The 23,854-nt window shown below is 71.1% G+C and carries 28 protein-coding genes; 18 read left to right on the forward strand and 10 right to left on the reverse strand.

Annotated features, from left to right (window positions below):
* Positions 1-30: 30 nt before the first annotated feature.
* Together crcB and ACE3TA_RS15595 are read left to right on the forward strand one after the other, a co-directional pair.
* On the forward strand, positions 31-429 hold the full coding sequence (gene crcB, locus ACE3TA_RS15590; RefSeq protein ID WP_374575214.1) for a fluoride efflux transporter CrcB: 399 nt from the start codon (positions 31-33) through the stop codon (positions 427-429).
* Positions 430-431: 2 nt separating this feature from the next.
* Positions 432-770, forward strand: coding sequence for a DUF190 domain-containing protein (locus ACE3TA_RS15595; protein ID WP_374575215.1), 339 nt, complete (start codon positions 432-434; stop codon positions 768-770).
* Between the two features lie 13 nt (positions 771-783).
* Here the strand turns inward: ACE3TA_RS15595 and ACE3TA_RS15600 are convergent, their stop codons facing one another.
* Positions 784-1,521 (reverse strand): ThiF family adenylyltransferase, encoded by a 738-nt coding sequence (locus tag ACE3TA_RS15600; RefSeq protein WP_374575216.1) that lies wholly within the window; start codon positions 1,519-1,521, stop codon positions 784-786.
* Positions 1,522-1,562: 41 nt separating this feature from the next.
* Between ACE3TA_RS15600 and hslV the strand changes: the two genes are divergently transcribed.
* The 3 genes from hslV to hslU are packed head-to-tail and all read left to right on the forward strand — an operon-like array spanning position 1,563 to position 4,294.
* Positions 1,563-2,111 (forward strand): ATP-dependent protease subunit HslV, encoded by a 549-nt coding sequence (hslV, locus tag ACE3TA_RS15605; RefSeq protein ID WP_374575217.1) that lies wholly within the window; start codon positions 1,563-1,565, stop codon positions 2,109-2,111.
* Positions 2,098-2,946, forward strand: coding sequence for a DUF4440 domain-containing protein (locus ACE3TA_RS15610; protein WP_374575218.1), 849 nt, complete (start codon positions 2,098-2,100; stop codon positions 2,944-2,946). Before hslV ends, ACE3TA_RS15610 begins: the two co-directional genes overlap by 14 nt.
* 43 nt (positions 2,947-2,989) lie before the next feature.
* Positions 2,990-4,294, forward strand: a complete 1,305-nt coding sequence (hslU, locus tag ACE3TA_RS15615; protein ID WP_374575219.1) for an ATP-dependent protease ATPase subunit HslU — start codon at positions 2,990-2,992, stop codon at positions 4,292-4,294.
* Between the two features lie 68 nt (positions 4,295-4,362).
* On the opposite strand, the gene ACE3TA_RS15620 is transcribed toward hslU, so the two are convergent.
* Positions 4,363-4,836, reverse strand: a complete 474-nt coding sequence (locus ACE3TA_RS15620; RefSeq protein ID WP_374575220.1) for a DUF2244 domain-containing protein — start codon at positions 4,834-4,836, stop codon at positions 4,363-4,365.
* A gap of 64 nt (positions 4,837-4,900) precedes the next feature.
* Here ACE3TA_RS15620 and nth point away from each other — a divergent pair, with 64 nt between their 5' ends.
* From nth to ACE3TA_RS15635, 3 genes are all read left to right on the forward strand, one after another.
* Positions 4,901-5,584, forward strand: coding sequence for an endonuclease III (gene nth, locus ACE3TA_RS15625; protein WP_374575221.1), 684 nt, complete (start codon positions 4,901-4,903; stop codon positions 5,582-5,584).
* Positions 5,581-6,489: a transcriptional regulator GcvA gene (gene gcvA / locus ACE3TA_RS15630; RefSeq protein ID WP_374575222.1), complete on the forward strand. Its 909-nt coding sequence runs from the start codon at positions 5,581-5,583 to the stop codon at positions 6,487-6,489. Before nth ends, gcvA begins: the two co-directional genes overlap by 4 nt.
* 91 nt (positions 6,490-6,580) lie before the next feature.
* Positions 6,581-6,718, forward strand: a complete 138-nt coding sequence (locus ACE3TA_RS15635; protein WP_374575223.1) for a hypothetical protein — start codon at positions 6,581-6,583, stop codon at positions 6,716-6,718.
* Positions 6,719-6,768: 50 nt separating this feature from the next.
* Here the strand turns inward: ACE3TA_RS15635 and ACE3TA_RS15640 are convergent, their stop codons facing one another.
* Positions 6,769-7,578 carry a peptidylprolyl isomerase gene (locus ACE3TA_RS15640; RefSeq protein ID WP_374575224.1) on the reverse strand — a complete coding sequence of 270 codons (810 nt, stop codon included), beginning with the start codon at positions 7,576-7,578 and terminating at the stop codon, positions 6,769-6,771.
* A complete protein-coding gene (locus ACE3TA_RS15645; RefSeq protein ID WP_374575225.1) occupies positions 7,575-8,111 on the reverse strand; it encodes a DUF6886 family protein in 537 nt (178 codons plus the stop codon). The genes ACE3TA_RS15640 and ACE3TA_RS15645 overlap by 4 nt, the downstream gene beginning before the upstream one ends.
* Before the next feature lie 128 nt (positions 8,112-8,239).
* Between ACE3TA_RS15645 and ACE3TA_RS15650 the strand changes: the two genes are divergently transcribed.
* The 7 genes from ACE3TA_RS15650 (at position 8,240) to ACE3TA_RS15680 (ending at position 14,391) form a co-directional block, all read left to right on the forward strand.
* Positions 8,240-9,229 carry an adenosine kinase gene (locus ACE3TA_RS15650; RefSeq protein WP_374575226.1) on the forward strand — a complete coding sequence of 330 codons (990 nt, stop codon included), beginning with the start codon at positions 8,240-8,242 and terminating at the stop codon, positions 9,227-9,229.
* Positions 9,230-9,235: 6 nt separating this feature from the next.
* Positions 9,236-9,826, forward strand: a complete 591-nt coding sequence (gene hisB / locus ACE3TA_RS15655; protein ID WP_374575227.1) for an imidazoleglycerol-phosphate dehydratase HisB — start codon at positions 9,236-9,238, stop codon at positions 9,824-9,826.
* Between the two features lie 10 nt (positions 9,827-9,836).
* Positions 9,837-10,481, forward strand: coding sequence for an imidazole glycerol phosphate synthase subunit HisH (gene hisH, locus ACE3TA_RS15660; RefSeq protein ID WP_374575228.1), 645 nt, complete (start codon positions 9,837-9,839; stop codon positions 10,479-10,481).
* Entirely contained in the window at positions 10,478-11,200 is a 723-nt protein-coding gene (hisA, locus tag ACE3TA_RS15665; RefSeq protein WP_374575229.1) for a 1-(5-phosphoribosyl)-5-[(5-phosphoribosylamino)methylideneamino]imidazole-4-carboxamide isomerase, read from the forward strand. Before hisH ends, hisA begins: the two co-directional genes overlap by 4 nt.
* A complete protein-coding gene (hisF, locus tag ACE3TA_RS15670) occupies positions 11,200-11,979 on the forward strand; it encodes an imidazole glycerol phosphate synthase subunit HisF (RefSeq protein WP_374575230.1) in 780 nt (259 codons plus the stop codon). Before hisA ends, hisF begins: the two co-directional genes overlap by 1 nt.
* Positions 11,980-12,061: 82 nt before the next feature.
* Positions 12,062-13,999 carry a pyrroloquinoline quinone-dependent dehydrogenase gene (locus tag ACE3TA_RS15675; RefSeq protein WP_374575231.1) on the forward strand — a complete coding sequence of 646 codons (1,938 nt, stop codon included), beginning with the start codon at positions 12,062-12,064 and terminating at the stop codon, positions 13,997-13,999.
* Positions 14,000-14,058: 59 nt separating this feature from the next.
* Positions 14,059-14,391, forward strand: coding sequence for a phosphoribosyl-ATP diphosphatase (locus ACE3TA_RS15680; protein WP_374575232.1), 333 nt, complete (start codon positions 14,059-14,061; stop codon positions 14,389-14,391).
* Positions 14,392-14,395: 4 nt separating this feature from the next.
* Here ACE3TA_RS15680 and ACE3TA_RS15685 read toward each other — a convergent pair whose 3' ends face one another.
* Positions 14,396-16,075: a lysine--tRNA ligase gene (locus ACE3TA_RS15685; protein WP_374575233.1), complete on the reverse strand. Its 1,680-nt coding sequence runs from the start codon at positions 16,073-16,075 to the stop codon at positions 14,396-14,398.
* Between the two features lie 135 nt (positions 16,076-16,210).
* On the opposite strand from ACE3TA_RS15685, the gene phnD reads away from it, so the two are divergent.
* Positions 16,211-17,221 carry a phosphate/phosphite/phosphonate ABC transporter substrate-binding protein gene (phnD, locus tag ACE3TA_RS15690; protein ID WP_374575234.1) on the forward strand — a complete coding sequence of 337 codons (1,011 nt, stop codon included), beginning with the start codon at positions 16,211-16,213 and terminating at the stop codon, positions 17,219-17,221.
* 128 nt (positions 17,222-17,349) lie between these two features.
* Here the strand turns inward: phnD and ACE3TA_RS15695 are convergent, their stop codons facing one another.
* Together ACE3TA_RS15695 and ACE3TA_RS15700 are read right to left on the reverse strand one after the other, a co-directional pair.
* Complete coding sequence (locus ACE3TA_RS15695; RefSeq protein ID WP_374575235.1) at positions 17,350-17,763, reverse strand: PaaI family thioesterase; 414 nt, start codon at positions 17,761-17,763, stop codon at positions 17,350-17,352.
* On the reverse strand, positions 17,760-18,158 hold the full coding sequence (locus tag ACE3TA_RS15700; protein WP_374575236.1) for a PaaI family thioesterase: 399 nt from the start codon (positions 18,156-18,158) through the stop codon (positions 17,760-17,762). The genes ACE3TA_RS15695 and ACE3TA_RS15700 overlap by 4 nt, the downstream gene beginning before the upstream one ends.
* Positions 18,159-18,505: 347 nt before the next feature.
* Here ACE3TA_RS15700 and ACE3TA_RS15705 point away from each other — a divergent pair, with 347 nt between their 5' ends.
* Positions 18,506-19,513 carry a ligase-associated DNA damage response exonuclease gene (locus ACE3TA_RS15705; RefSeq protein WP_374575237.1) on the forward strand — a complete coding sequence of 336 codons (1,008 nt, stop codon included), beginning with the start codon at positions 18,506-18,508 and terminating at the stop codon, positions 19,511-19,513.
* Complete coding sequence (locus ACE3TA_RS15710) at positions 19,513-21,132, forward strand: cisplatin damage response ATP-dependent DNA ligase (RefSeq protein WP_374575238.1); 1,620 nt, start codon at positions 19,513-19,515, stop codon at positions 21,130-21,132. Before ACE3TA_RS15705 ends, ACE3TA_RS15710 begins: the two co-directional genes overlap by 1 nt.
* Here the strand turns inward: ACE3TA_RS15710 and ACE3TA_RS15715 are convergent.
* From ACE3TA_RS15715 to ACE3TA_RS15725, 3 genes are read right to left on the reverse strand one after another with little or no spacing between them, the layout of a single operon-like run.
* Positions 21,089-22,441 (reverse strand): hypothetical protein, encoded by a 1,353-nt coding sequence (locus tag ACE3TA_RS15715; protein ID WP_374575239.1) that lies wholly within the window; start codon positions 22,439-22,441, stop codon positions 21,089-21,091. The two genes, ACE3TA_RS15710 and ACE3TA_RS15715, sit on opposite strands and share 44 nt — an antisense overlap.
* Positions 22,438-23,346 (reverse strand): ABC transporter ATP-binding protein, encoded by a 909-nt coding sequence (locus ACE3TA_RS15720; protein ID WP_374575240.1) that lies wholly within the window; start codon positions 23,344-23,346, stop codon positions 22,438-22,440. The genes ACE3TA_RS15715 and ACE3TA_RS15720 overlap by 4 nt, the downstream gene beginning before the upstream one ends.
* Entirely contained in the window at positions 23,343-23,852 is a 510-nt protein-coding gene (locus tag ACE3TA_RS15725) for a D-glycero-alpha-D-manno-heptose-1,7-bisphosphate 7-phosphatase (RefSeq protein WP_374575241.1), read from the reverse strand. The genes ACE3TA_RS15720 and ACE3TA_RS15725 overlap by 4 nt, the downstream gene beginning before the upstream one ends.
* Between the last annotated feature and the right edge of the window lie 2 nt (positions 23,853-23,854).

Consider the following 23,854-nt stretch of genomic DNA (forward strand, 5'->3'; position numbering starts at 1 on the left):
CCCCATGGGGCGGCGCATAGGGAGCTTGGCGTGACGACATACCTGTGGATCGCATTGGGCAGCGCCCTGGGCGGCATGGCGCGCTACGCCTGCTCCAGCGCCATCGCCAACTGGTTCGGACAGGGCTTTCCCTGGGGCACCCTGGCCGTGAACGTCGTGGGCTCGTTCATCATCGCCTTCTTCGCCACCGTGACCGGGCCCGACGGACGGATCCTGGCGCCGTCCGACGTGCGCCAGTTCGTGCTGGTCGGCGTGTGCGGCGGCTTCACGACCTTCTCCTCGTTCAGCCTGCAGACGCTCAGCCTCGCCCAGGACGGCGAGATGATGGGCGCCAGCCTCAACATCGTCGGTTCGGTGGTCCTGTGCCTCTTCGCGGCCTGGCTGGGCTATGTCGCCGCCGCGGCGTTCAATACCGTGAAAGGGAGCTGATCATGCCGAAGCGCGGTCCAGCGGTTCTCGTCCGCATCTACACCGAGGAGGGCACGCGCGACGGCGACGGCCCGCTCTACGAGGCCATCGTCATGAAGGCGCGCCAGCTTGGGCTCGCCGGGGCGACGGTGCTGCGCGGCCCCATGGGGTTCGGCCGCTCGCAACGGGTCCATACGGCCAAGATCCTGGACCTGTCCGCCAACCTGCCGCTGGTGATCGAGATCGTCGACGCGGAGGAGAAGATCGAGGCCCTGCTCGCCGCCCTGGGCGACATGCGCGACATCGGCCTGGTGACCACCGAGAAGGTGCAGGTGGTCCACTGCAAGGGCGACGCGGACTGACCGGCGGGGCGCTTCAGCCGCCGCACACCTCGCACGCGGGGTCGACGCCGACGCGGACGGTGCGGGTCTCGGCCGAAAGGGCGTCGTAGATCATCAGCCGGCCCGTCAGCGGCTCGCCAGCGCCGGTGATCAGCTTGACGGCCTCCAGCGCCATCATCGAGCCGATCACGCCGGCCAGGGCGCCGATGACCCCCACGGCCGAACAGGTCTCCGCGTCCGGCGGGATCTCGGGCACCAGGCAGCGGTAGCAGGGCTTGCCGGCGAACACGCCGATCTGGCCGGTCCAGCGGCCGATGGCGCCGGAGACCAGCGGCTTGCCGGCGGCCACGCACGCGGCGTTGACGGCGAAGCGGGTGGAAAAGTCGTCGGTGCCGTCCAGCACCAGGTCGACGCCGGCCACGAGCTCGGCCGCGTTGTCGGCCGTCAGTCTCGCCTGCACCGGCTCGACGGCGATGTTCGGATTGAGCGCCGTCAGCCGCGCGGCGGCGGCCTCGACCTTGGGCCTGCCGAGGTCGGTCTCGGCGTAGAGCACCTGCCGCTGCAGGTTGGAGCGGTCCACCACGTCCGGGTCCGCCAGCCTCAACGTCCCCACGCCGGCGGCGGCCAGATAGAGGCCGGCGGGCGCGCCGAGCCCGCCTGCGCCCACCACCAGCACCCGGGCGGCCTTCAGCTTCTGCTGGCCCGGACCGCCCACTTCGCGCAGCACCAGGTGGCGGGCGTAGCGCTCGACCTCTTCGTCCGAAAACTCCATGCGCCTTGACCTCGCCATCGTCGCTGGCCACATCGGCGACCATGTCCGATCCTACAAGCTTTCCCGACTGGCACGGCACTACGATCCTGGCGGTGCGCAAGGACGGCAAGACCGTCATCGCCGGCGATGGTCAGGTGTCGATGGGCCAGACCATCGTCAAGGGCAATGCGCGCAAGGTGCGCCGACTGGCCGGCGGCCGCGTGGTGGCCGGCTTCGCCGGGGCCACGGCCGACGCCTTCACCCTGATCGAACGGCTCGAGGCCAAGCTGGAGCAGTATCCCGAGCAGCTCGCCCGCGCCTGCGTCGACCTGGCCAAGGACTGGCGCACCGACCGCTACCTGCGCCGGCTGGAGGCCATGCTGCTGGTGGCCGATTCCAGCTCGATCTTCACGGTCACCGGCGTCGGCGACGTGCTGGAGCCGGAGACCGGGGCGGCGGCGATCGGCTCGGGCGGCAACTATGCGCTGGCGGCGGCGCTCGCCTTGATGGATTCTCCGTTGTCGGCCGAAGACGTGGCCCGCAAGGCCATGGCGATCGCGGCCAGGATTTGCGTCTACACCAACGGAGAGCTCACCGTTGAGACCCTCTAGCGCGCTCATCGCCGTGACCGCCGCCCTGGCGATTCCGCTCATAGCCCGCGCGGCCGATCCCGCCCCGGTGGTCGCCGCCGAGCGGGCCTTCGCCGCCGACGGGCTGGCCATGGGCATCAAGCGCAGCTTCCTCAAGCACGCCGCCCCCGAGGCGATCGTCTTCGCGCCGGACGCGGTGAAGGCCCATGAGTACTATGACGCGCGCCCGGACAAGCCGACGCCGCCGCTGGTCTGGTGGCCGGTGTGGGCGGGACTGTCGGCTTCCGGCGACCTGGGTTTCACCACCGGCCCCTTCACCTACGACGGCAAGCCGGGCGGGTTCTACTTCACCATCTGGCGGCGCAACGCCGACGGCGTCTGGAAGTGGGTCTACGACGGCGGCACCAACAGCGACGCCGCCGACGCGCCCGGTCCGGAGTCCGAGCCCGAAGCCCTGGCGCCGGCCACCGCCGAGAAGACGCTCACCGACATAGCCTGGGCCGGCGTCTCCGAGGCCGAGGACGCCCTGGCCAAGGCCGCCGAGCACGACACGGGCAAGGCCTATCGCGCCGCGCTGGCGCCGGACGCCCACGTGCAAGGCTCGGCCGCGCCGCCGGCGGTGACGCCCAAGGCGGTGGCCAAGGAGCTGGCCGGGCGGGCCAAGCGCATCTCGTTCTCCCACCAGGGCGGGGAAGTGTCGGCCGCCGGCGACCTGGCCTGGACCTGGGGCGATGCGCAATGGTCGGCCAAGACCGGCCCGATGCGCGGCCACTACGTGCGCGTCTGGCGGCACGACAAGGAGGGCTGGCGGCTGGTGTTCGACCAGATCCTCGACGTGCCGCCCATGAATTCCTGAGGGGCCGCCCGCGCGGCGCCAAGCGAGTGAACGACCTGATTGAATGACTGAGTTTTCCCCCCGCGAGATCGTTTCCGAGCTCGACCGCTACATCGTCGGCCATCCCGAGGCGAAGAAGGCCGTGGCCGTGGCCCTGCGCAACCGCTGGCGCCGCCGGCGCGTGCCAGAGGCCCTGCGCGACGAGGTGACGCCGAAGAACATCCTGCTCATCGGCCCCACCGGCGTCGGCAAGACCGAGATCGCCCGCCGCCTGGCGCGCCTGGCCCAGGCGCCGTTCCTGAAGGTGGAGGCCACCAAGTTCACCGAGGTCGGCTATGTCGGCCGCGACGTGGAGCAGATCGTCCGCGACCTGGTCGAAAGCGCCATGGCCATGGTGCGCGACAAGCGCCGGGCCGCCGTGCGCGCCCGGGCCGAGGCCGGCGCCGAGGAGCGCATCCTCGACGCCCTGACCGGCCCCGGCTCCACCGCCGCGCGGGAGAGCTTCCGCAAGAAGCTGCGCGCCGGCGAACTGGACGACAAGGAGGTGGAGCTGCAGCTCGCCGAGACCGGCTCGCCGTTCCCCACCATGGACATTCCCGGCCAGCCGGGGGCCTCGCTGGGCGTGCTCAACCTGTCGGAGATGATGGGCAAGGCCTTCGGCGGGCGCACCAAGACCCACAAGACCACGGTGGCCGGCGCCTGGGCGCCGCTGATCGCCGAGGAGAGCGACAAGCTCCTGGACCAGGAGGCCCTGACCCAGGAGGCCCTGGAGCTGGCGGAGAACAGCGGCATCGTCTTCCTGGACGAGATCGACAAGGTGGCCAGCCGCTCCGACCGGGGCGGCGCGGACGTCTCGCGCGAGGGGGTGCAGCGCGACCTCCTGCCGCTGATCGAGGGCACGACGGTCTCCACCAAGTACGGGCCGGTGAAGACCGACCACATCCTGTTCATCGCCTCGGGCGCCTTCCACGTGGCCAAGCCCTCGGACCTGTTGCCCGAGCTGCAGGGGCGCCTGCCGATCCGCGTGGAGCTGAAGGCCCTGACCCGCGACGATTTCCGCCGCATCCTCACCGAGCCGGAGGCCAACCTGATCCGCCAGCACCAGGCGCTCCTGGCCACCGAAGGCGTCACCCTGACCTTCACGGAAGAGGCCATCGACGCCCTGGCCGACGCGGCGGTGACGGTGAACGGGGCGGTGGAGAACATCGGCGCCCGCCGGCTGCAGACCGTGCTGGAGAAGGTGCTGGAGGAGATCAGCTTCACCGCCGCCGACCGGGCGGGCGAGACGATCGACGTGGATGCGGCCTATGTCGCCGAACGGATCGGCGAGCTGTCGCACAACGCCGACCTGTCGCGCTTCATCCTCTAGGGGCGGGGCGCCGTCTCCGCTGATCGCTCTCCCCTCGCGGGAGAAGGGCCGCCCTTGGTCGTGGTCGCCTAGCTGCGTTCCATCCGCGCTTCGCGGATCGCCCGCTCCAGGGCCACGGCGAAGGCGGCGCGCTCGCCGGGGCTGAGGGCCTGGGCGACGGCCACCTCGCGGCCGGACAGCGCCAGGCGCAGCTCCACGGCGCGGTCGTCCTCGGTCTCCAGGGCGATGCGGGTGAAGGCCGTCGGCGATTCCCAGACCAGGCGCACGTGCTTTTCGGTTTCGTAGGTGACCCGCACGTGGCGGGCGCTGACCCGGATGCGCTCGACCTGCTTGGCCGCCTGGTAGCTGGCCAGGAAGGCGACGATGATGGCCGCCAGGTCCGCGCCCAGGAACACCGGCACCCAGTGCGCGCCCATGGAGATGAACACCGCCGCCGACATACAGTTGAGCAGGGTGATGGCGGAGATGAGGATGATGAACCCCCGCTGCGACAGCGAGCGGTTGGGGGTGATCTCCGCGTCCATGTAGAGGGGCCGGCCCATGGCGGCGCAACATAGCCGTCCGCGGGCGCTTGGCGAAGCGTCTGTTGCGCGCCATGGTCCGCCCATGGCCAAGCCTGCCAAGCCCCCCGCCCGAACGCCGCGCCTGAAGCCCGCCGAGCGCGCCCGCATCGAGGAGATCTTCGCCCGGTTCCTCGCCGAGAGCGACGATCCGCGCACGGAGCTGCACTATTCCAGCCCCTACACCCTCCTGACCGCCGTCGCCCTGTCGGCCCAGGCGACCGACGTGTCGGTGAACAAGGCCACGGCGCGGCTGTTCGAGGTGGCCGACACCCCGCAGGAGATGCTGGCGCTGGGCGAGGAGGGGCTGATCCCCTACATCGCCTCCATCGGCCTGTTCCGCACCAAGGCCAAGAACGTGATCGCCACGGCGAAGATCCTGATGGAGCAGTACGGCGGCCAGGTGCCGCTGGACCGCGAGGCGCTGCAGAAGCTGCCTGGCGTTGGGCGCAAGACCGCCAGCGTGGTGCTGAACGAGCTGGGCGTGGAGCCGGCGATCGCGGTGGACACCCACGTCTTCCGCGTCTCCCACCGCCTGGGCCTGGCCAAGGGCAAGACGCCCGAACAGGTCGAGCACGAGCTGATGGCGATCATTCCGGCGCCCTACCTGACCCGCGCCCACCACTGGCTGATCCTGCACGGCCGCTACACCTGCCTGGCGCGCAAGCCGAAGTGCGAGGACTGCCCGGTGGCGGACCTGTGTCCGTCGCGCAAGCTGTTCGTGAAATGAGCGAGCGCCTGCCGCTCGGCGCGCTCCGCGTGTTCGAGACGGCCCACCGGCTGGGCAGCTTCCTGCGCGCGGCCGAGGAGCTGGGCGTCACGCCCGGCGCGGTCAGCCGCCAGATCAAGGCCCTGGAGACCGAACTCGGGACCCGCCTGTTCGACCGCTTCAACCGCGCGGTGCGGCCCACCGAGGCGGGCGAGACCCTGGCCCTCGGCGTGCGGCGCGGACTGGCCACGCTGTCCGCGGCGGTGGAGGAGGTGCGACACGCCCGCGACGCGCCCCTGGTGGTCTCGGTGATGCATTCGCTGGCCGCCCGGTGGCTGGCGCCGCGGCTGCACCATTTCGAGGCTCGCCATCCGGAGGTGCAGGTGCTGCTCTCGGCCTCGGACGTCGCGGTGGACCTGGCGCGGGACAACGTCGATCTGGCGATCCGCCACGGCAAGGGGCCGTATCCGGGCCTGCACGTCACCCCGCTGTTCCATACGGTGCTGTTTCCCGTGTGCAGCCCGAGGCTGCTGGAGGCCCTGCGGCTGGACAAGCCTTCCGACCTGGCCGGGGCCGTGCTGCTGCGCGACGTGAAGATGCGCTTTGGCGAACCCTCCTGGCGCGAATGGCTGGACGCGGCCGGGGCGGGCGAGGTCGACGCCTCGGCGGGGCCGCAGTTCTCCAACACCTACCTGGCGATCGAGGCGGCGGTGGCCGGGCGCGGCGTGGCGATGGCGGCCGAGGCCATGGCGCTTGACGACCTGGCGGCGGGCCGGCTGGTGAAGCCCTTCGATTTCACCTTCGAGAGCCCCTATTCCACCTGGGCGCTGAGCTTGCCGGAGAAGGCGGACCGGCCGGCGATCCGCAAGTTCCGCGCCTGGCTGCTGGCCCAGGCCAAGGCCGACGGCCTGACGCTTTTCGAGTGAGTTCAGATCACCCGAGCGGCGCGCTTCTCGTTTGTCGGCGGGGGGCCTGAAACGGCATTTCCACAGGCGTCAAACCCCTGTGGAGACAGCCATGCACACCGATCCCACCTGTCGCGAAGACGAGGTCCTGAGGCGCGATCCCGTGCGCCGCGCGATCTTCTTCGTGTGCGTCGCCTTGATCCTGGCGCCGTCGATGGTCGGCCTCGTCGGCATGATCCTCAACGGCTAGAGCCCATCGGGGTGACATGGACGCCGGTTCACCGTCCGGACGGGACGGCCCTAGCGCGCCAGGGACCGCGCTGGCGGAGCGACGTCGCAGACGCTGAAGTCGGCGCCGTGTTCGGCGCGCGCCTTGGCGACCAGCCTGGCGAACGCCGGCCCCGCCGTGTCCATCACCTCGATCTTCGGCTGGTCGGCCGGCGGCAGGTCGCCGGCCACGCGCACGCGGATCATCCGGTCCGGATCGGCGGGCGGCTCGCCGACGTTGATCGCGCGGATCACGTCCAGGCCGGCCACGGCGGTTCCCCAGACGGTGTAGTCGCGGTCCAGCCGCCGGGCCGCGTCGCGCATGAAGAAGATCTCGCTGTTGGCGCTGGCCTCGTCGGCCTGGCGGCCCATGCCAGCGACGCCCGGGCAATAGGCGCCCCAGGCGCGGAAGGTTCCGTCCTCGCGCCGCTTCGCGACCGCCTCGGCCTCGGCGGCGACGGGCGTGGCGCCGATGAAGCCGGCCGCTTCGTCGGTGGCGCGGCGGACCACGGCGATATCGGCGGGTTTCAGCCGCGCGGTGAACTCCGGCGGCAGGTCCGGGTGGCTGGAAGTCCCGCCGTCCTTGTTGTTCGGATTGCCGGTCTGGTCGACGAAGCCGTCGATCACCCGGTGGAACAGCAGCCCGTCGTAGACGCCCTCGCGGGCCAGGAGCTTGATCCGCGCCACCGCCAGGGGCGCCAGGTCCGGACGCATCTCCACCACGATCCGGCCCTTGGAGGTGTCGATGACCAGCGTGTTCTGCGGATCGAGCGGGCGCCAGTCCGCAGGCGCCGCGCCCATGGCCAGGACCGCGCCGGCGGCGAGGGCCAGCCGGGCGATCACGCCGCCCACTCCCTGGCGTTGCGCAGGCGGATTCCGCTGACGTGCAGGCTGGTGTCCCAGGCCCCGCGCAGGGGCGTCAGGCTGTCGACCAGGCGCAGCTCGACGCCCTGGCCTTGCAGGGCGCCGATCATGTCGTCGATGGTCTCCATGGCCGCCGGCCGCTCGGCGCGGCGCGAGACCCACATGCCCGCGTCGTCGAGATCCTCGAACCCGCCCCTTGCGAACTCGTAGCGATGGATGACGCCGGCGCGCAGCGCCTCCAGCCAGGCGTACTCCACATAGGCCAGGGTGCGCGCGCCGCTGGCGCCGAACCAGCGCTCGCGGTCCTGCGCCGTGGTCGCCTCGGTCGGCCAGAGCAGGATGCGCGGGCATTCGCGGGGGAACAGGTACATCGCCTGGCGCGCGTCCTCGATCGCCCAGACCAGCGGGCCGTTCAGCCAGTCGCGGCCCGGCGGGCGTGGCGAGGGAACCCGCACGGGGCGCGGCTCGAAGGTCTCGATCGCCGGATCGTCGCTGAAGTGGAAGAGGCGCATGGGAGGCTCCGGCGGGGGCCCGCGAGCTTGGCCCAGGCGGGCCGCCGGGAAAAGCCGCCACGTTGCCCCGGCGTCGCTTTGGCTGTAATCCCCGCGGCCTAGCCCGTCCGCGAAAGTCCCCCGCCCTGATGACCGCCCTCTACGACGTCGCCGCCATCGGCAACGCCATCGTCGACGTGATCGCTCCGGCTACAGACGAGTTCATCGTCGCCGAGGGGCTGGACAAGGGCGCCATGACCCTGATCGATCAGGCGCGGGGCGAGAGCCTCTACGGCCGCATGGCGCCCGGCATGGAGACCTCGGGCGGCTCGGCCGGCAACACGGTGGCGGGCGTCGCCAGCTTCGGCGGCCGGGCGGCCTATCTGGGCAAGGTGGCCGACGACCAGCTCGGCCGCGTCTTCATCCACGACACCCGCGCCATCGGCGTGAGCTACGACGTGCCGCCGCTCGCCGGCGGGCCGGCCTCCGGGCGCTGCCTGATCAATGTGACGCCGGACGGCCAGCGCACCATGTGCACCTTCCTGGGCGCCTCCACCGAGCTGACCCCGGACGACGTGAAGCCCGAGGTCGTCGAGGGCGCGGCGATCGTCTACCTGGAAGGCTATCTCTTCGACCCCAACGAGGCGCGGCGCGCCTTCGCCAAGGCCGCGGGCCTGGCCCGCGCCGCCGGCCGGATGATCGCCATCACCCTGTCCGACGCCTTCGTGGTGGAGCGCCACCGCGAGGCGCTGATGGACTTCATCGAGACCCAGGTCGACCTGGTGTTCGCCAACGAGGCGGAAATCACCTCGCTGTTCCGGACCAGCGATTTCGACGCGGCGATCACGGCGATGCGCGAACGCGTGCAGGTCGCCGCCGTCACACGCAGCGAAAAGGGCTCGGTGGTGCTCGCTGGAGATCAGACCCACCTGATCGCCGCCGCGCCGGTGGAAAAAGTCGTGGACACGACCGGCGCGGGCGACCAATACGCGGCCGGGTTCCTCTTCGGCCTGGCCTCTGGCCGCGCCCTGCCCATATGCGGCGGGCTCGGTTCGCTGGCGGCGGCCGAGGTGATCTCGCACTACGGCCCGCGTCCGCAGGTGAGCCTGAAGGCGCTTGCGGCCGAAAAAGGACTTTAGAGGCTGATGGCTCGAACGGCGGAAGTCGTCCGCGACACCAAGGAGACCCAGATCCGCGTGAGCGTCGATCTGGACGGCTCCGGCCGCGCAGAGGTCGCGACCGGCGTGGGGTTCTTCGACCACATGCTGGACAGCTTCGCGCGCCATGGCGGCTTCGACCTGAAGGTCGAGACCAAGGGCGACCTGCACATCGATATGCACCACACGGTCGAGGACACCGGCATCGTGCTGGGCCAGGCGATCAACAAGGCGCTGGACGGTTTCAAGGGCGTTCGCCGCTTCGGCCACGCCTACATCCCCATGGACGAGACCCTGACGCGCTGCGCCATCGACCTGTCCAACCGGCCCTACCTGATCTGGAAGGTCGACTTCACCCGTCCGAAGGTCGGCGAGATGGACACCGAGCTCTTCAAGGAATTCCACCACGCCTTCGCCATGAACGCGGGCGCCTGCGTGCACCTGGAGACGCTCTACGGCGACAACTGCCACCATATCGCTGAAAGCGGGTTCAAGGCCCTGGCCAGGGCGCTGCGCACCGCCGTGGAGCTGGACCCGAAGACCCACGGCCAGGCCCCATCCACCAAGGGCGTGCTCTAGGAACAATCCCATGCAGAGCGTCGCCCTGATCGACTACGGGTCGGGCAACCTTCGCTCGGCCGAAAAGGCGTTGGTGAAGGCCGCCGGCGCCCTCGTGTCCGGCGCGGAGATCCGTGTCACGTCCGATCCCGACGTCGTGGCCCGCGCCGACCGCGTGGTGCTGCCCGGCGTCGGCGCCTTCGCCGCCTGCCGCGCGGCCCTGGACGAGCGGCCGGGCCTGGTCGAGGCCATGACCGAGGCCGTGCAGGACCGCGGCGCGGCGTTCCTGGGCGTGTGCGTCGGCATGCAGCTCCTGGCCACCCGCGGCCTGGAATTCGGCGTCACGCCGGGGCTGGACTGGATCGCCGGAGAGGTGAAGAGGTTGGAGACCGACAATCCCGCGTGCAAGGTCCCGCACATGGGATGGAACGGACTGACCGGGCTCACAGGCCAGCCGATCCTCGCCGGAATGGCGGAGGGAACGCCGATGTACTTCACCCACTCGTTCGCCTTCTATCCGGCGAGCGACGGCGACGTGATCGCCTGGGTCGATCATGGCGGGCGTTTCCCCGCCGCCGTGGCCCGCGACAACGTCGCTGGCGTTCAATTCCACCCGGAAAAGTCGCAAGGCGCCGGGATATCCCTTTTGGCGCACTTCCTGGAGTGGCGACCGTGATCCTCTATCCCGCCATCGACCTGAAGGACGGCCAGTGCGTGCGCGTCCTGCACGGCGATCTCGACACCGCCACCGTGTTCAACGCCTCGCCCGCCGACCAGGCCGGCCAGTTCGTCGACGCCGGCTTCCACTGGATCCACGTGGTCGACCTGAACGGCGCGGTGCAGGGCAAGGCCGTCAACGCCAGGGCCGTGGAGGCGATCCTGGAGTCCGTGTCGATCCCGGTGCAGCTTGGCGGCGGCATCCGCTCGCTGGCCGACATCGAGCGCTGGATCGAGGCGGGCGTCTCCCGCGTGATCCTGGGCACGGTGGCCGTGCGCGAGCCGCAGGTGGTCAAGGAGGCCGCGCGCCGCTGGCCCGAGCAGATCGCCGTCAGCGTCGACGTGCGCAAGGGCAAGGTGGCCGTGCAGGGCTGGACCGAGGACTCGGATCTGGACGCGGTGACGGTCGCCAAGCAGTTCGAGGACGTGGGCGTCGGCGCCTTGATCATCACCGACATCGACCGCGACGGCGCGCTGATGGGCTTCAACGTCGAGGCTTTCGGCGCCATCGCCGACGCCGTGGACATCCCGGTGATCGCCGCCGGGGGCCTCGCCTCGGTGGACGACATCGTCAAGCTGCGCGCGCGCAAGGGCGTGCCGATCGCCGGCGCGATCCTGGGCCGGGCGCTCTACACCGGCGCGATCCGCCCGGCCGAGGCGCTGAAGGTGGCCGCCTGATGCTGAAGGTGCGCGTCATCCCCTGCCTGGACGTGAAGGACGGGCGCGTGGTGAAGGGCGTGCAGTTCCTGTCGCTGCGCGACGCCGGCGATCCGGTGGAGCAGGCCCGGGCCTATGACGCGGCCGGGGCCGACGAGCTGATGTTCTTGGACATCACCGCCAGCCATGAGCGGCGCGATACCATCCTGGACGTGGTGGCCCGCACGGCCGACGTCTGCTTCATGCCGCTGTCGGTGGGCGGCGGCATCCGCAAGGTGGAGGACGCGCGCCGCCTGCTGCTGGCCGGGGCCGACAAGATTTCGATCAACACTGCGGCGGTGGAGAACCGCGACCTGGTGTCGGCCTGCGCCGACGCCTTCGGCTCGCAGGCCACGGTCGTGGCCATCGACGCCAAGAAGACCGACGTGGGCGTCTGGGAGGTGTTCACCTATGGCGGGCGCCACAACACCGGCCTGGACGTTGTGGAGTACGCCGAGGACGTGGTTCGCCGGGGCGCGGGCGAAATCCTGCTCACCTCGATGGACCGCGACGGCGCCAAGACCGGCTACGACCTGGAGCTCCTGCACGCGGTGACCTCGGCCGTCGGCGTGCCGGTGATCGCCTCGGGCGGCGCCGGCAGCGCCCAGCACATGGTCGAGGCCGTGACCCGCGGCGGCGCCGATGCGGTGCTGGCCGCCTCGGTCTTCCACTTCGGCGAGCTCTCGATCGGCGAGGTCAAGCGCGCCATGGCCGACGCCGACATCCCCGTGCGCCTGGTTCCCGAGGCGACGCCGGCCTGAGCCGTCCGCCGCTCGGCCCCGCAGCCTCGCCGCTCGTCACACGGCGGTGGCGGCGCCGGGCGCCGGCGCGCTCAATCGGGGCATGCCGCGTTCCGCCCGTTCCCCCCGAGCCGCCCTGTTCGTCTCCACCGCCCTGGCGCTGGCCGCCTGCTCGCCCGCGCCCAGGACGCCGCCGGCCGCCGACGCCGGCTGGGCCTACTATGGCGGCGACCAGGGCGGGCGGCGCTTCTCCGCGGCCGCCCAGATCACGCCGGCCAACGTCAAGCGGCTGAAGCCGGCCTGGAGCTACGCCACGGGCGACCTGCAGACCAAGGGCGCGGCCCTGCGCAAGGCGTCGTTCGAGGCCACGCCGATCCTGGACGGCGGACGGCTCTACGTCTGCACGCCGTTCAACATGGCCGTGGCCCTCGATCCCGGGACCGGGCGCGAGCTGTGGCGGTTCGATCCGAAGATCGACACGTCCCTGCGCTATCCGAACAGTTTCGTCTGCCGGGGCGTGGCCTATTGGCGCGACCCCTCGGCGCCGCCCAGCGCGCCCTGCGCCGAGCGCGTCTTCATGGCCACCAACGACCGGCGCCTGTTCGCCCTGGACGCGGCCACGGGCAAGGCCTGCGCCGGCTTCGGCAAGGACGGCGCGGTGGACGCCGTGCCGGGCGCCGACCTGATCCGTCCGGCCGGCGCGCAGGTCACCTCGGCGCCGGTGGTGGCGGGCGGGGTGGTCGTGGTCGGCTCGTCGATCGACGACAACCAGCGGGTCAAGGAGACCTCGGGCGCGGTGCACGCCTTCGACGCCGTGACCGGCGCGCCGCGCTGGAGCTTCGATCCGCTGGCCTCGGCGGGGGCGGATGTCACCGCCGGCGCGGCCAACGTCTGGGCGCCGATGAGCGTGGACGCCGCGCGCGGGCTGGTGTTCCTGCCCACCTCCAGCGCCAGCCCGGATTTCTACGGCGCCCAGCGGCCTGGAAACGACGGCTACGCCAACTCCGTGGTGGCGGTGAAGGCGGCCACCGGCGAGGTCGCCTGGGCTTTCCAGACCAGCCACCACGACGTCTGGGACTACGATGTGCCGGCCCAGCCGACCCTGGGCCAGGTGACCTACAAGGGCGTCACCCGCCCGGCGGTGATCCAGACCACCAAGCAGGGCCTGATCTTCACCCTGGACCGCGACACCGGCGCGCCGATCATTCCGGTGGAGGAGCGCCCGGTTCCGCAGGGCGGCGCCATCGGCGAGCGCCTGTCGCCCACCCAGCCCTTCCCGATCGCCCCCGAGCCGCTGGCGCCCAGCCGCATCAAGCCCGACGAGGCCTTCGGGCTCACGCCCTGGGACCGCGGCGCCTGCAGGAAGGCCATCGCCGGCGCGCGCAACGAGGGGCTCTACACGCCACCATCCGTAGGCGGAACAATCCTCTACCCCTTCACCGGCGGCGGCTCCAACTGGGGCGGGATCGCCTATGACGAGGCGCGCGGGATCGCCTACGTCAACACGTCCTCGGCCCTGCACAAGGTCACCCTGATCCCGGCTGACAAGGTCGCCGCGGCGAAGGCGGCCGAGCCGCATCTGGAGATCGGCCCGAACGCCGGCGCGCGCTACGGCATGAAGCGCGAGGTGCTGCTCTCGCCGTTGGGCATGCCCTGCAATCCCCCGCCCTGGGGCGTGTTGAGCGCGGTGGACATGCACGACGGCAAGGTTCTGTGGCGGGTTCCGCTGGGCACGACGCGCGACCTGGCGCCCGGCTCGCAGCTGCTGTTGCGCGGGGTCGGCACGCCCAACTTCGGCGGGCCGATCGTCACCGCCACGGGCCTGGTCTTCATCGGCGCGGCCCTCGACGACTACCTGCGCGCCTTCGACGCGGCGACCGGCAAGGAGCTGTGGCGCGGCCGGCTGCCGGCGGGCGGGCAGGCCACGCCCATGACCTATGTGTGGAAGGGCCGCCAGTACGTGGTGATCGCCGCCGGCGGCCACGCCAAATCGGGCTCAAGGACGGGCGATCAGGTGGTGGCCTTCGCCCTGCCTGGCTAGGCGCGCTTGCCGCCGGCGGCGGCGGGCCCTATCCAGGACGGACCCAAGGAGTAACGCCCATGAGCCGCTTCGCCGAAGTCCTCGACCGCCTGGCCGCGACCATCGAAAGCCGCAAGGACGGCGATCCTTCCACGTCCTACACGGCCAAGCTGCTCTCCGAGGGGATCGACCGCGCCGCCAAGAAGCTGGGCGAGGAGGCGGTGGAGACGGTGATCGCCGCGGCCATGAAGGACAAGGACGGCCTGGCCGCCGAGAGCGCCGACCTGATCTACCACTGGCTGGTGGTGCTGGCGCACGCCGGCGTCAGCCTGGACGACGTCGCCTCCTGGCTGGAATCCCGCGAAGGGCGTTCGGGGATCGAGGAGAAGGCCTGGCGCAACCGCTCGCTTTAGCGGACTAGGCGGCGACCAGGTCTCCCGCCAGGGCCTTGTCGATCAGGGCGACGGTGCGCTCGATCCCGAAGATCGCCACGAACGAGCCGAAGCGCGGACCCTGGCTCTGGCCCAGCAGCACCTCGTAGAGGGCCTGGAACCAGGCGCGCAGGGGCTCGAAGCCCGCGGCCTTGCCCACCTCGAACACCTCGTTCTGGATCGTCTCGGCGTCGGCGCCAGCGGGCAGGGCCTTCAGCCGCGCCATGAGCTCGCTCATCGCCGCGCGCTCCTGGTCGGTCGGCGCGCGGAACGTCTTCGAGGGCTTCACGAAGTCCTCGTAGTAGTGGATCGCATAGCCCGCCAGGCGATCCAGCATCGGCTCGCTCTCGGGGCTCGCGCCCTCGATGTAGCGCGAGATGAAGCCCCACAGGATGTCCTTGGTCGAGGCGTCGGCCGCCGAGACCAGGTTCAAGAGCAGCGAGAAGCTGACCGGCGAGCCCTTTTCCGGCGGCGCGCCGCGATGGACGTGCCAGGCCGGGTTGTCGATCGCCACGGCGTTGCTCTCGCGCCGCGCCTTGTTGAAGGCGTCGAGCTGCTGCAGGTACTCGTCGGTCGCCTTGGGGATCACGTCGAAGTAGAGCCGCTTGGCCGACTTCGGCGACTGGTACATGTAGTAGGCGAGGCTCTCCGGCGCGCCGTAGCGCAGCCACTCCTCCATGGTCAGGCCGTTGCCCTTGGACTTGGAGATCTTCTGGTTGTTCTCGTCCATGAAGAGCTCGAAGTGGAAGGCCTCCGGCGGCTCGCCGCCCAGCACCTTGACGATGCGGTTGGACACGCGCACCGAGTCCACCAGGTCCTTGCCGCTCATCTCGTAGTCGACGTCCAGGGCCGTCCAGCGGGCCGCCCAGTCGGGCCGCCACTGCAGCTTCACGTGGCCGCCGGTGACCGGCACCTCGGTCAGGGTTCCGTCCTCGTCGGGGAAGACGATCGTGCCCTTGTCGAGGTTGCGCTCCACGGTGGGCGCCTGCAGCACCCGCCCGCTCCTGGGGCTGATCGGCAGGAACGGCGAATAGGTGGCGCGGCGCTCTTCGCCGAGCGTCGGCAGCATGATCGCCTGGACCTTGTCGAAGCGCTCCAGGACCCGCAGCAGGACCTCGTCGAACCGGCCAGAGGTGTAGCAGGTGGTCGACGACATGAACTCGTAGTCGAAGCCGAAGCCGTCCAGGAAGGCGCGCAGGCGCGCGTTGTTGTGGTGGCCGAAACTCTCGTGCTCGCCGAACGGGTCGCGCACCTTGGTGACCGGCTTGTCGCGGTCCTCCTCCAGCATCTGCCGGTTGGGCACGTTGTCCGGAATCTTCCTGAGCCCGTCCATGTCGTCGGAGAAGACGATCAGCTTCGACGGGATCGCGTCCTCGGTCAGGGCGCGGAAGGCGGTGCGCACCATGGTCGGCCGCGCGGCCTCGCCGAAGGTGCCCATGTGCGGCAGGCCCGAAGCGCCGAAGCCGCACTGGAAGACCACCGGCTTTCGCAGCGCCTCGAAGGCGGCGGCGGCTTCGTCGGCCTTGCCGGCGCCGATCAGGGTGGCGGCCAGATCGCGCTCGGCGTCGGACAGGCGCAGGCGCAGGATGCGGTCCAGGAGGATGCGGGCCTGTTCGAAGGGCCAGCTCTTGGCCTCGCGGGCTTGGTGGGAGAGTCCTTGCAGCATGGTCCTGGGCGGTAGCGCTCAATGCCGCCGGCCTCAAGCGCGCATTTTCACGGGCGCGCGCCGGCCTTCATCGAAACGACGCTCAATCGTGCGAGATCGGATGAAACCCTCCCCGCCTTCGACGATGGAAACGCGATGATCTCCGCCACCCGCCGCCTGGCGCTTGTCGGTCTCCTGGCCCTGGCCGCCTGCAGCAAGCCGGCGGCCAAGACCACGGAGGCGCCCGAGCCGACCGAGGTGACTTTCTCGATCCTGTCGACCGAGAACGCCCAGACCCAGATGAAGGACTGGGGCCCGTTCCTGAAGGACATGGAGACCGCCACCGGCCTGAAGGTGAAGCCGTTCTTCGGCTCCAACTACACCGGCATCATCGAAGCGATGCGCTTCAAGCAGACCGACCTGGGCTGGTTTTCCAACAACTCCGGGCTCGAAGCCGTGCGCCGCGCCGGCGGCGAGGTGTTCGCCCGCACCGCCGATCCCAACGGTCACGACGGCTATCAGTCGGTGCTGATCGTCAAGAAGGGCTCGGGGATCACGCTCGACAAGGTGCTCTCCTGCGACAAGACGCTGAACTTCGGCATGGGCGACCCGAAATCGACCTCGGGCACCCTGGCGCCGATGACCTACCTGTTCGCGCCGCGGGACATCGATCCGACGCGGTGCTTCAAGACGGTGCGCTCGGCCAACCACGAGTCCAACCTGTTCGCCGTGGGTTCGGGCGTGCTCGACGCTGCCACCAACAACACCGAATCCATCGCGCGCCTAGCCATGCAGGACTCGGCCATGGCCAGGCGGACCATGGGCGCGATCGACGTGATCTGGACCTCGCCGACCATCCCGGAGGATCCGATGATCTGGCGCAAGGACCTGGATCCGCGCACCAAGGCCAAGATCTCCAAGTTCTTTTTCAGCTACGGGGTTGGCGACGGCGACGAGGCCAAGCGCCAGCGCGCCATCCTGGCCCGCATCCTGACCGCGCCCTTCAAGCACGCCGACGACAGCCACCTGATCCCGGTGCGCGAGATGGAGGCGACCAACAACCTGATCGAGGCGAAGAACAAGGGCGACGCCGCCGAGATCGCGGCCGCCCAGAAGGCGCTCGCCGAAGTGCAGGCCGAGCGCGCGGCCCTGGAGAAGAAGGGCTAGGAGTTTCGGTCAAAGTCCCCCTCTGGCCCTCCGGGCCACCTCCCCCAGAGGGGGAGGATCTGGAGGCGCCGAGATGCTCCCCTTCTGGGGGAGCTGTCGCGAAGCGACTGAGGGGGACTTCAGTCCCGCTACGTGCCGCTCAGCAGGAAGTGGCCGCGCAGGCTGGCGACGGGCTTGTCGCGCTGGTCCTGCCAAGCCTCGACGTGGACGTTGGCGATGCGCCGGCCGATCTTGCGCAGGTCCGCCCGCGCGTAGGTGGTCATGGCCCGGCCGGGGCGCAGGTATTCGATGGTGACGTCGATCGTCTTGTGCATCCGCTCGCTGGGCTGGACGACGGAGAGCTGCGCCAGCGCCGTCATCTCCAGGAACGCGCCGATCACCCCGCCGTGCAGCGCCGGCAGCATGGTGTTGCCGATCAGGTGGTCGGCGAACGGCAGGATGGCGGTCATCTCGTCGCCCGCCAGCTCGGCGCGCATGCCCAGGAAGCGCACATAGGGCACGCGCTGCAGGAAGACGGTGAGGCGGTCGGCGGGCGAGCTCATCCGCCGGTCCCGCGATTGAGGATGAAGGCCGCCTGCGCCGTGGCGATGGGATCGTCCGGATCGGCGTCCCACGCCTTGGCCCGGACGAAGGCGATCAGCCGGGTCATCTTGTAGCAATGGGCCTCGGCCGTGACGTCGGCCTTGGAGGCCGCCGCCCGCAGGTAGTCGATGCGCAGGTCGAGGGTGGCGGTGGGGAACGGCTCCTGCGACAGGGCGTGGATCGCCAGGCCGCAGGTGTGGTCCAGGAGGCTGGTGACGACGCCGCCGGCGATGACGTCGGTGTCCGGATCGCCCACCAGGTCCTCCCGCCAGGGGACCATGATGGAGCCGCGGCCGTCGCCCACCGACACGAACTGGAAACCCAGGGCGGCGGCCTGTGGGACATTCTGCGTCATGTGGACGCCGCGCGCGTCTGGCGTGTCGCTCATACGGGCGGCGTACGGCCTCGCCGCCCGGCGGTCAACGGTTACCCGACGGCATGGGAGGACAGCGCCGCGACGACGGCGAGCAGCGGCACGGCGGCCATGATCAGGCTGGCGAGACCGGCGAAGGGAGAGATCGAGTTCGACATGGGAAACCCCGTTTGAATGTGTGGTGGACGCGACAGCCGCGTCCGATGACCGGGGGTATAGGGAATTGAGTTCGCGAATACTCGTTAAGTCTTGGTCATGACGCCGAATTCACAATATGAATACTTCGTAAGGTTGGTGAACGCCGCCAGCCGCCCATATGGCTTCAGGTGATGCGCCCGCAGGATCTGCTCCATCCCCGGCCCGAGGGGCTCTACTGCCCGGCCGGCGACTTCTTCATCGACCCGGTGCGGCCGGTGGCGCGGGCGGTGGTCACCCACGGCCATTCCGACCATGCGCGGGCCGGCCACGGCGCGGTGCTGGCCACCCAGGCCACGCTCGACATCATGGCCGAGCGCTACGGCGCCGATTTCGCCGGCGCGGCCCAGGCGGCGGCCTATGGCGAGGTCGTCCATCGCGACGGGGTGGAGGTCGTCCTGGTCCCGGCCGGCCACGTGCTGGGCTCGGCCCAGGCGGTGGTGCGCCATCGCGGCCTGACCCTGGTGGTGTCCGGCGACTACAAGCGCCGGCGCGATCCCACCTGCGCGCCCTTCGAGCCGGTCGCCTGCGACGTCTTCATCAGCGAGGCGACCTTCGGCCTGCCGGTGTTCCGCCATCCGCCGGACGCGGGAGAGATCGCAAAGCTCCTGCGCTCGGTCGCCCAGTTCCCGGAGCGCTGCCACCTGGTGGGCGCCTACGCCCTGGGCAAGGCCCAGCGGGTGATCGCCCTGTTGCGCGAGGCTGGCTGGGAGCGGCCGATCTTCGTGCATGGGGCGCTGGAGCGGCTGAACCGGCTCTATGAACGCCATGGGGTGGCGCTGGGCCCGCTGGAGCCGGCCACCAGCTCGGCGAAGACCGACTTCGCGGGCGAGATCGTCATCGGCCCGCCCTCGGCGCTGGCCGACCGCTGGGGCCGGCGCTTCCCCGATCCGGTGCTGGCCTTCGCCTCCGGCTGGATGAGCGTGCGCGCCCGCGCCCGGCAGCGCGGGGTCGAGCTGCCGCTGGTGATCTCCGACCACGCCGACTGGGACGAACTGACCGCCACCGTCGACGAGCTGCGGCCCGGCGAGCTGTGGGTCACCCATGGCCGCGAGGAGGCGCTGGTGCGCTGGTCCGGGCTGCACGGCGTGCCGGCGCGGGCGCTGGCCCTGGTCGGCTACGAGGAAGAGGAGGCCGACTGATGCGCTCCTTCGCCGAGCTCCTCGACCGGCTGTCGTTCACCGCTTCGCGCAACGCCAAGCTGACCCTGGTGCGCGACCATCTGGCCAGGACGCGCGATCCGGACCGGGGATGGGCGCTGGCGGCCCTGACCGGCGACCTGACCTTCAACGCGGCCAAGCCGGCCTTCATCCGCAAGGCGGTGGAGGAGCGGATGGACCCGATCCTGTTCCGCTGGTCCTACGACTATGTGGGCGACCTGGCCGAGACGGTGGCGCTGGTCTGGCCCGCCCGCCCCGGCGCCAACCGCGAGCCGGAGCTTGCCGAGGTGGTCGACGCGCTCGCCGGCGCCTCCCGCGGCGAGGTCCAGCGGCTGATCGAGGGCTGGCTGGACGCCCTGGACGCCACCGGCCGCTGGGCGCTCCTGAAGCTTATGACCGGGGCGCTGCGCGTCGGCGTCTCGGCGCGCCTGGCCAAACAGGCCTGCGCCGACCTGGGCGGCGTGGAGCCCTCGGCGATCGACGAGGTCTGGCACGCCCTGCATCCGCCCTACGAAGACCTCTTCGCCTGGCTGGAGGGGCGCGGCGAACGGCCCGCACCCGACGCGCCGGGCCGGTTTCGGCCGGTGATGCTGGCCCAGGCGATCGACGAAGCCGTCGATTTCGCCAGGCTCGATCCCGCCGACTACGCCGCCGAATGGAAGTGGGACGGCGTCCGCGTGCAGGCCGTCAGCGAGCGCGGCGTGCGCCGCCTCTACAGCCGCACGGGCGACGACATTTCGGCCGCCTTTCCCGACGTGGTCGAGGCGCTGGCGTTCGAGGGCGCCATCGACGGCGAACTCCTGGTGATGCGGCAGGGCGAGATCGCCAGCTTCTCGGACCTGCAGCAGCGGCTGAACCGGAAGACCGCCTCGGCCAGGCTGCTCGCCAGCCATCCGGCCGGAATCCGCGCCTACGACATCCTGGCCGAGGGCGCAGCGGATCTTCGGCCCCTGCCGTTCGTCGAGCGCCGGGCGCGGCTGGAGGCCCTTGTCGCGCGGGTGGCTTCGCCGCGCATCGACCTGTCGCCGATACAGCCGTTCGCTACCTGGGCCGAGCTCGCGGCGCTGCGGGCCGATCCGCCGGCGGGCGATCCCCAGGTCGCCGAGGGGCTGATGCTGAAGCACCGGACCTCGATCTACGAGGCCGGCCGGCCCAAGGGGCCCTGGTTCAAGTGGAAGCGCGATCCCTACCTGATCGACGCGGTGCTGATGTACGCCCAGCGCGGCCACGGCAAGCGGTCGAGCTTTTACTCGGATTACACCTTCGGCGTCTGGACGGAGGGGCCGGACGGCTCGCGCGCCCTGACGCCGGTGGGCAAGGCCTATTTCGGCTTCACCGACGAGGAGCTGCGCCAGATCGACAAGTTCGTGCGCGACAACACCACCGAGCGCTTCGGGCCGGTGCGCGCGGTGCGGGCCGAGCCTCACGCCGGCTTGGTGCTGGAGGTGGCCTTCGAGGGCCTGCAGCGCTCGACCCGGCACAAGTCGGGCGTGGCCATGCGCTTTCCGCGCATCAGCCGCCTGCGCTGGGACAAGCCGCCGGGCGAGGCGGACGAGCTTACGACGCTGGAGCGGATGCTGGCGCGGCAGGAGGCGCGCTGAGCCGGCGCGCCGCCAGGGCCCAGAGCGCGACCGCCTGGATCAGGCCGGCGACGACGCTGCCCATGCTGCCGGAGGGCGCGACCATCGCCGCCCCCTCCGCGCCGAACATCGAGGCGGCGACGATCCCGCCCACCGCATAGGCGAGGGCGAGCGCCAGGATCGCCGACAGGTCGCCCCGCTGCGGGCGCGGCCCCAGGCGGAAGATGGCGACGATGGCGAGGTCGCGGGCGACGAAGGCGACCAGGGCCGCCGTCTGCCACAGGCGCGGGCCGTGCACGTCTCCGGTCAGGACCGCCGCCAGCAGCAGGCCCGCGGCGAACAGGAGGGGGGTCAGGGCGGCGGGCGCCAGATGGGCGGCCTCGGCCAGGTCGCCCGCGCGCACGGCGGAGGCGAAGCGGCGCAGGCGCACCCGGTCCGCCGGCTCGGCGAAGGCCGCCGCGTAGACGCAGAGCGCCACGGCCAGGGCGGCGGTCAGGAGGCTGGCGCCGAGCCCGCCGTTGCGGAACGGAAAGCCCCCGGCGAACACCGCCAGGTAGACGAGGAACGCCGGCCAGACGAGCAGGGCCGAACGCATCATCAGCTCCAGCCGCATCAGCCGCCAGGCGCCGGCGACGGCGAACGCGGCGAAGCCGGCCACCGCGACAGCGCGGAAGTGGGCGGCCGGGCGGATCACGCCCCACCAGTCGACGAAGCCCTGGCCCTCGAAGATCCGGGTCGCCCAGGCCAGGCCCGTGCCGTGCTGGAAGCCGCGCGAGCCGGCCACGCCCAGCAGCAGCACCAGGCCGAGGACGAGGCCGCCGAGCACCGCGCCGCCGCGCGCCGGGCGGCCCTCCGCGCGGGCCTTGCGCACGCCGACCAGGGCCGCGGCCAGGCTCAGCCCCTGCAGCAGCAGCGCCAGCTCGATCAGGAACGCCAGCCGCCAGGGCCAGTCGGGCGCGCGCGTCTGCTGCATCAGCGGGATCATGGCGGCCAGGCCCGAGAGCGCGCAGATCCACGCCAGGCTCGAGGCGCCGAACAGCTTGCCCCAGGTCATCTGCCAGGGCGTGAGCGCCGACAGGCGCTGGAAGTCCCAGGTGCGCTCGGTGATCTCGCCCAGCACCGCGCCGCCCGCCGACCGCGCGCCCCAGAGCAGGCCGCAGACCAGGAAGACCACGAAGCCGGCCGCTGAGAGGGCGTGGGGCGCGAACTCCGGCCGCCCGCGCGTGCTGAGCAGCGCCGCCGCATAGACCAGCGCCAGGGTCACGGCCGCCCAGGTCATGCGCCGGGGCGAGGCCTCCAGCCACAGGTTGCGCCGGAATTCAGGGTTCATCGGCGCACCTCGTCGAGATAGGCGTCCTCCAGAGTCCGCCGGGCCGGCTGGAAGGCGCGCACCTTCAGGCCCGCGGCCACCAGGCGCGAAAGCACCTCGGCGTCGTCCGCGCCTTCCTCGGCGGCGATCAGGGCCTCGTCGCCCTCGCGGCGCTCCAGCTTGATCCCGATGGCGGCGAGGCGCTCGGCCAGGTTGTCCGGCGGATCGACGAAGCTCGCCTGGATGCGTGCGCCGTCGCGGGCCCCGCCGCCGGCGGCCACCACGCCGCCCGCCGCGACCCGGCCCTCGCGGATCATCAGCATCCGGGTGGAATAGTCCTCCAGCTCGGCCAGGATGTGCGAGGAGACGATGATCGTCATGCCCTCGGCTGAAAGGCGCAGGATCAGCTCCGACAGGCTGCGGCGCGCCTCAGGGTCGAGGCCGGCGGCCGGCTCGTCGAGCAGCAGCGCCTTGGGCTTGTGGACGATGGTCTGGGCGATCGCCAGCCGCTGGCGAAGGCCCCGCGAGAGCTCGCCGGCGCGGGCCTCCAAGCGGTCGGAAAGCTGCACGCGAGCGGCCGCTTCCTCCGCCGCGCGGGCCGCCTCGGCCTCGGCCACGCCGCGCGAGCGGGCCGCATAGACCAGGCAGCGGCGCACCGACAGCTCCTCGTAGACGCCGAAAAAGTCCGGCAGGTAGCCCAGGGCCGCGTGCACGCCGCGCGGATCGGTCTGGGTGTCCAGGCCGGCGACGGTGATCTTGCCCTCGGTCGGCGCGTCGAGGGCGGCGATGCAGCGGAGCAGGGTGGTCTTGCCCGCGCCGTTGGGGCCGACCAGCGCCAGCACTGCGCCGCGCTCGACGCTGAAGGACACGCCGTGCAGGGCCCGCTGGGAGGGATAGTCGTAGACGACGCCCGAGACCTCGATCATGCCAGCACGGCCTGCGCCTCGAGGAACTCGGCGAGGTTCCCCCCCTCGAACAGCAGGCCACGGATTCCGGCGCGCAGCGCCGCCTCCAGGTCGGCCGGCTTGTCGCCCACCATGATCGAGCGCTCGCGGTCCACCGGCCATTCGGCGAAGGCCTTCAGCAGCATGCCGGGATTGGGCTTGCGGTCCGGCGGGTCGGGGTGGCGGTAGGCCTCCAAGGGCGCCTCCGGATGTTGCGGGGCGAAATAGATGGCGTCGATCCGCCCGCCGCTCCTGGCCAGGTCCTCGACCATTCGATCGTGCAGGGCGTGCATGTCGCCCTCGGTGTAGTAGCCGCGGCCGACGCCCGACTGGTTGGTCACCACGAACACCAGCCAGCCGGCGCGGTTGAACGCGCCGATGGCCTCCTTGGCGCCGTCGATCCACTGGAAGTCCTCCCAGCGGTGCACGTAGCCGCGATCGACATTGATGACGCCGTCACGGTCGAGGAACAGGGCTGGACGCAGCATGG

It is taken from the genome of Phenylobacterium sp. (genome assembly GCF_041916435.1).
Taxonomy (GTDB): domain Bacteria; phylum Pseudomonadota; class Alphaproteobacteria; order Caulobacterales; family Caulobacteraceae; genus Phenylobacterium.

Bases quoted from the DNA above. Each gene is read 5' to 3' on its own strand.
- ACE3TA_RS15600 (WP_374575216.1), bottom strand. From the start codon at position 1,521: ATGGAGTTTTCGGACGAAGAGGTCGAGCGCTACGCCCGCCACCTGGTG.
- ACE3TA_RS15675 (WP_374575231.1), top strand. From the start codon at position 12,062: ATGCCGCGTTCCGCCCGTTCCCCCCGAGCCGCCCTGTTCGTCTCCACC.
- ACE3TA_RS15720 (WP_374575240.1), bottom strand. From the start codon at position 23,346: ATGATCGAGGTCTCGGGCGTCGTCTACGACTATCCCTCCCAGCGGGCC.
- ACE3TA_RS15700 (WP_374575236.1), bottom strand. From the start codon at position 18,158: ATGACGCAGAATGTCCCACAGGCCGCCGCCCTGGGTTTCCAGTTCGTG.
- ACE3TA_RS15710 (WP_374575238.1), top strand. From the start codon at position 19,513: ATGCGCTCCTTCGCCGAGCTCCTCGACCGGCTGTCGTTCACCGCTTCG.
- ACE3TA_RS15595 (WP_374575215.1), top strand. From the start codon at position 432: ATGCCGAAGCGCGGTCCAGCGGTTCTCGTCCGCATCTACACCGAGGAG.
- nth (WP_374575221.1), top strand. From the start codon at position 4,901: ATGGCCAAGCCTGCCAAGCCCCCCGCCCGAACGCCGCGCCTGAAGCCC.
- hslV (WP_374575217.1), top strand. From the start codon at position 1,563: ATGTCCGATCCTACAAGCTTTCCCGACTGGCACGGCACTACGATCCTG.
- hisF (WP_374575230.1), top strand. From the start codon at position 11,200: ATGCTGAAGGTGCGCGTCATCCCCTGCCTGGACGTGAAGGACGGGCGC.
- ACE3TA_RS15695 (WP_374575235.1), bottom strand. From the start codon at position 17,763: ATGAGCTCGCCCGCCGACCGCCTCACCGTCTTCCTGCAGCGCGTGCCC.
- ACE3TA_RS15725 (WP_374575241.1), bottom strand. From the start codon at position 23,852: ATGCTGCGTCCAGCCCTGTTCCTCGACCGTGACGGCGTCATCAATGTC.
- gcvA (WP_374575222.1), top strand. From the start codon at position 5,581: ATGAGCGAGCGCCTGCCGCTCGGCGCGCTCCGCGTGTTCGAGACGGCC.
- phnD (WP_374575234.1), top strand. From the start codon at position 16,211: ATGATCTCCGCCACCCGCCGCCTGGCGCTTGTCGGTCTCCTGGCCCTG.
- hisB (WP_374575227.1), top strand. From the start codon at position 9,236: ATGGCTCGAACGGCGGAAGTCGTCCGCGACACCAAGGAGACCCAGATC.
- ACE3TA_RS15715 (WP_374575239.1), bottom strand. From the start codon at position 22,441: ATGAACCCTGAATTCCGGCGCAACCTGTGGCTGGAGGCCTCGCCCCGG.
- hslU (WP_374575219.1), top strand. From the start codon at position 2,990: ATGACTGAGTTTTCCCCCCGCGAGATCGTTTCCGAGCTCGACCGCTAC.
- ACE3TA_RS15705 (WP_374575237.1), top strand. From the start codon at position 18,506: ATGCGCCCGCAGGATCTGCTCCATCCCCGGCCCGAGGGGCTCTACTGC.
- hisH (WP_374575228.1), top strand. From the start codon at position 9,837: ATGCAGAGCGTCGCCCTGATCGACTACGGGTCGGGCAACCTTCGCTCG.
- ACE3TA_RS15645 (WP_374575225.1), bottom strand. From the start codon at position 8,111: ATGCGCCTCTTCCACTTCAGCGACGATCCGGCGATCGAGACCTTCGAG.
- ACE3TA_RS15685 (WP_374575233.1), bottom strand. From the start codon at position 16,075: ATGCTGCAAGGACTCTCCCACCAAGCCCGCGAGGCCAAGAGCTGGCCC.
- ACE3TA_RS15650 (WP_374575226.1), top strand. From the start codon at position 8,240: ATGACCGCCCTCTACGACGTCGCCGCCATCGGCAACGCCATCGTCGAC.
- ACE3TA_RS15680 (WP_374575232.1), top strand. From the start codon at position 14,059: ATGAGCCGCTTCGCCGAAGTCCTCGACCGCCTGGCCGCGACCATCGAA.
- ACE3TA_RS15620 (WP_374575220.1), bottom strand. From the start codon at position 4,836: ATGGGCCGGCCCCTCTACATGGACGCGGAGATCACCCCCAACCGCTCG.
- ACE3TA_RS15635 (WP_374575223.1), top strand. From the start codon at position 6,581: ATGCACACCGATCCCACCTGTCGCGAAGACGAGGTCCTGAGGCGCGAT.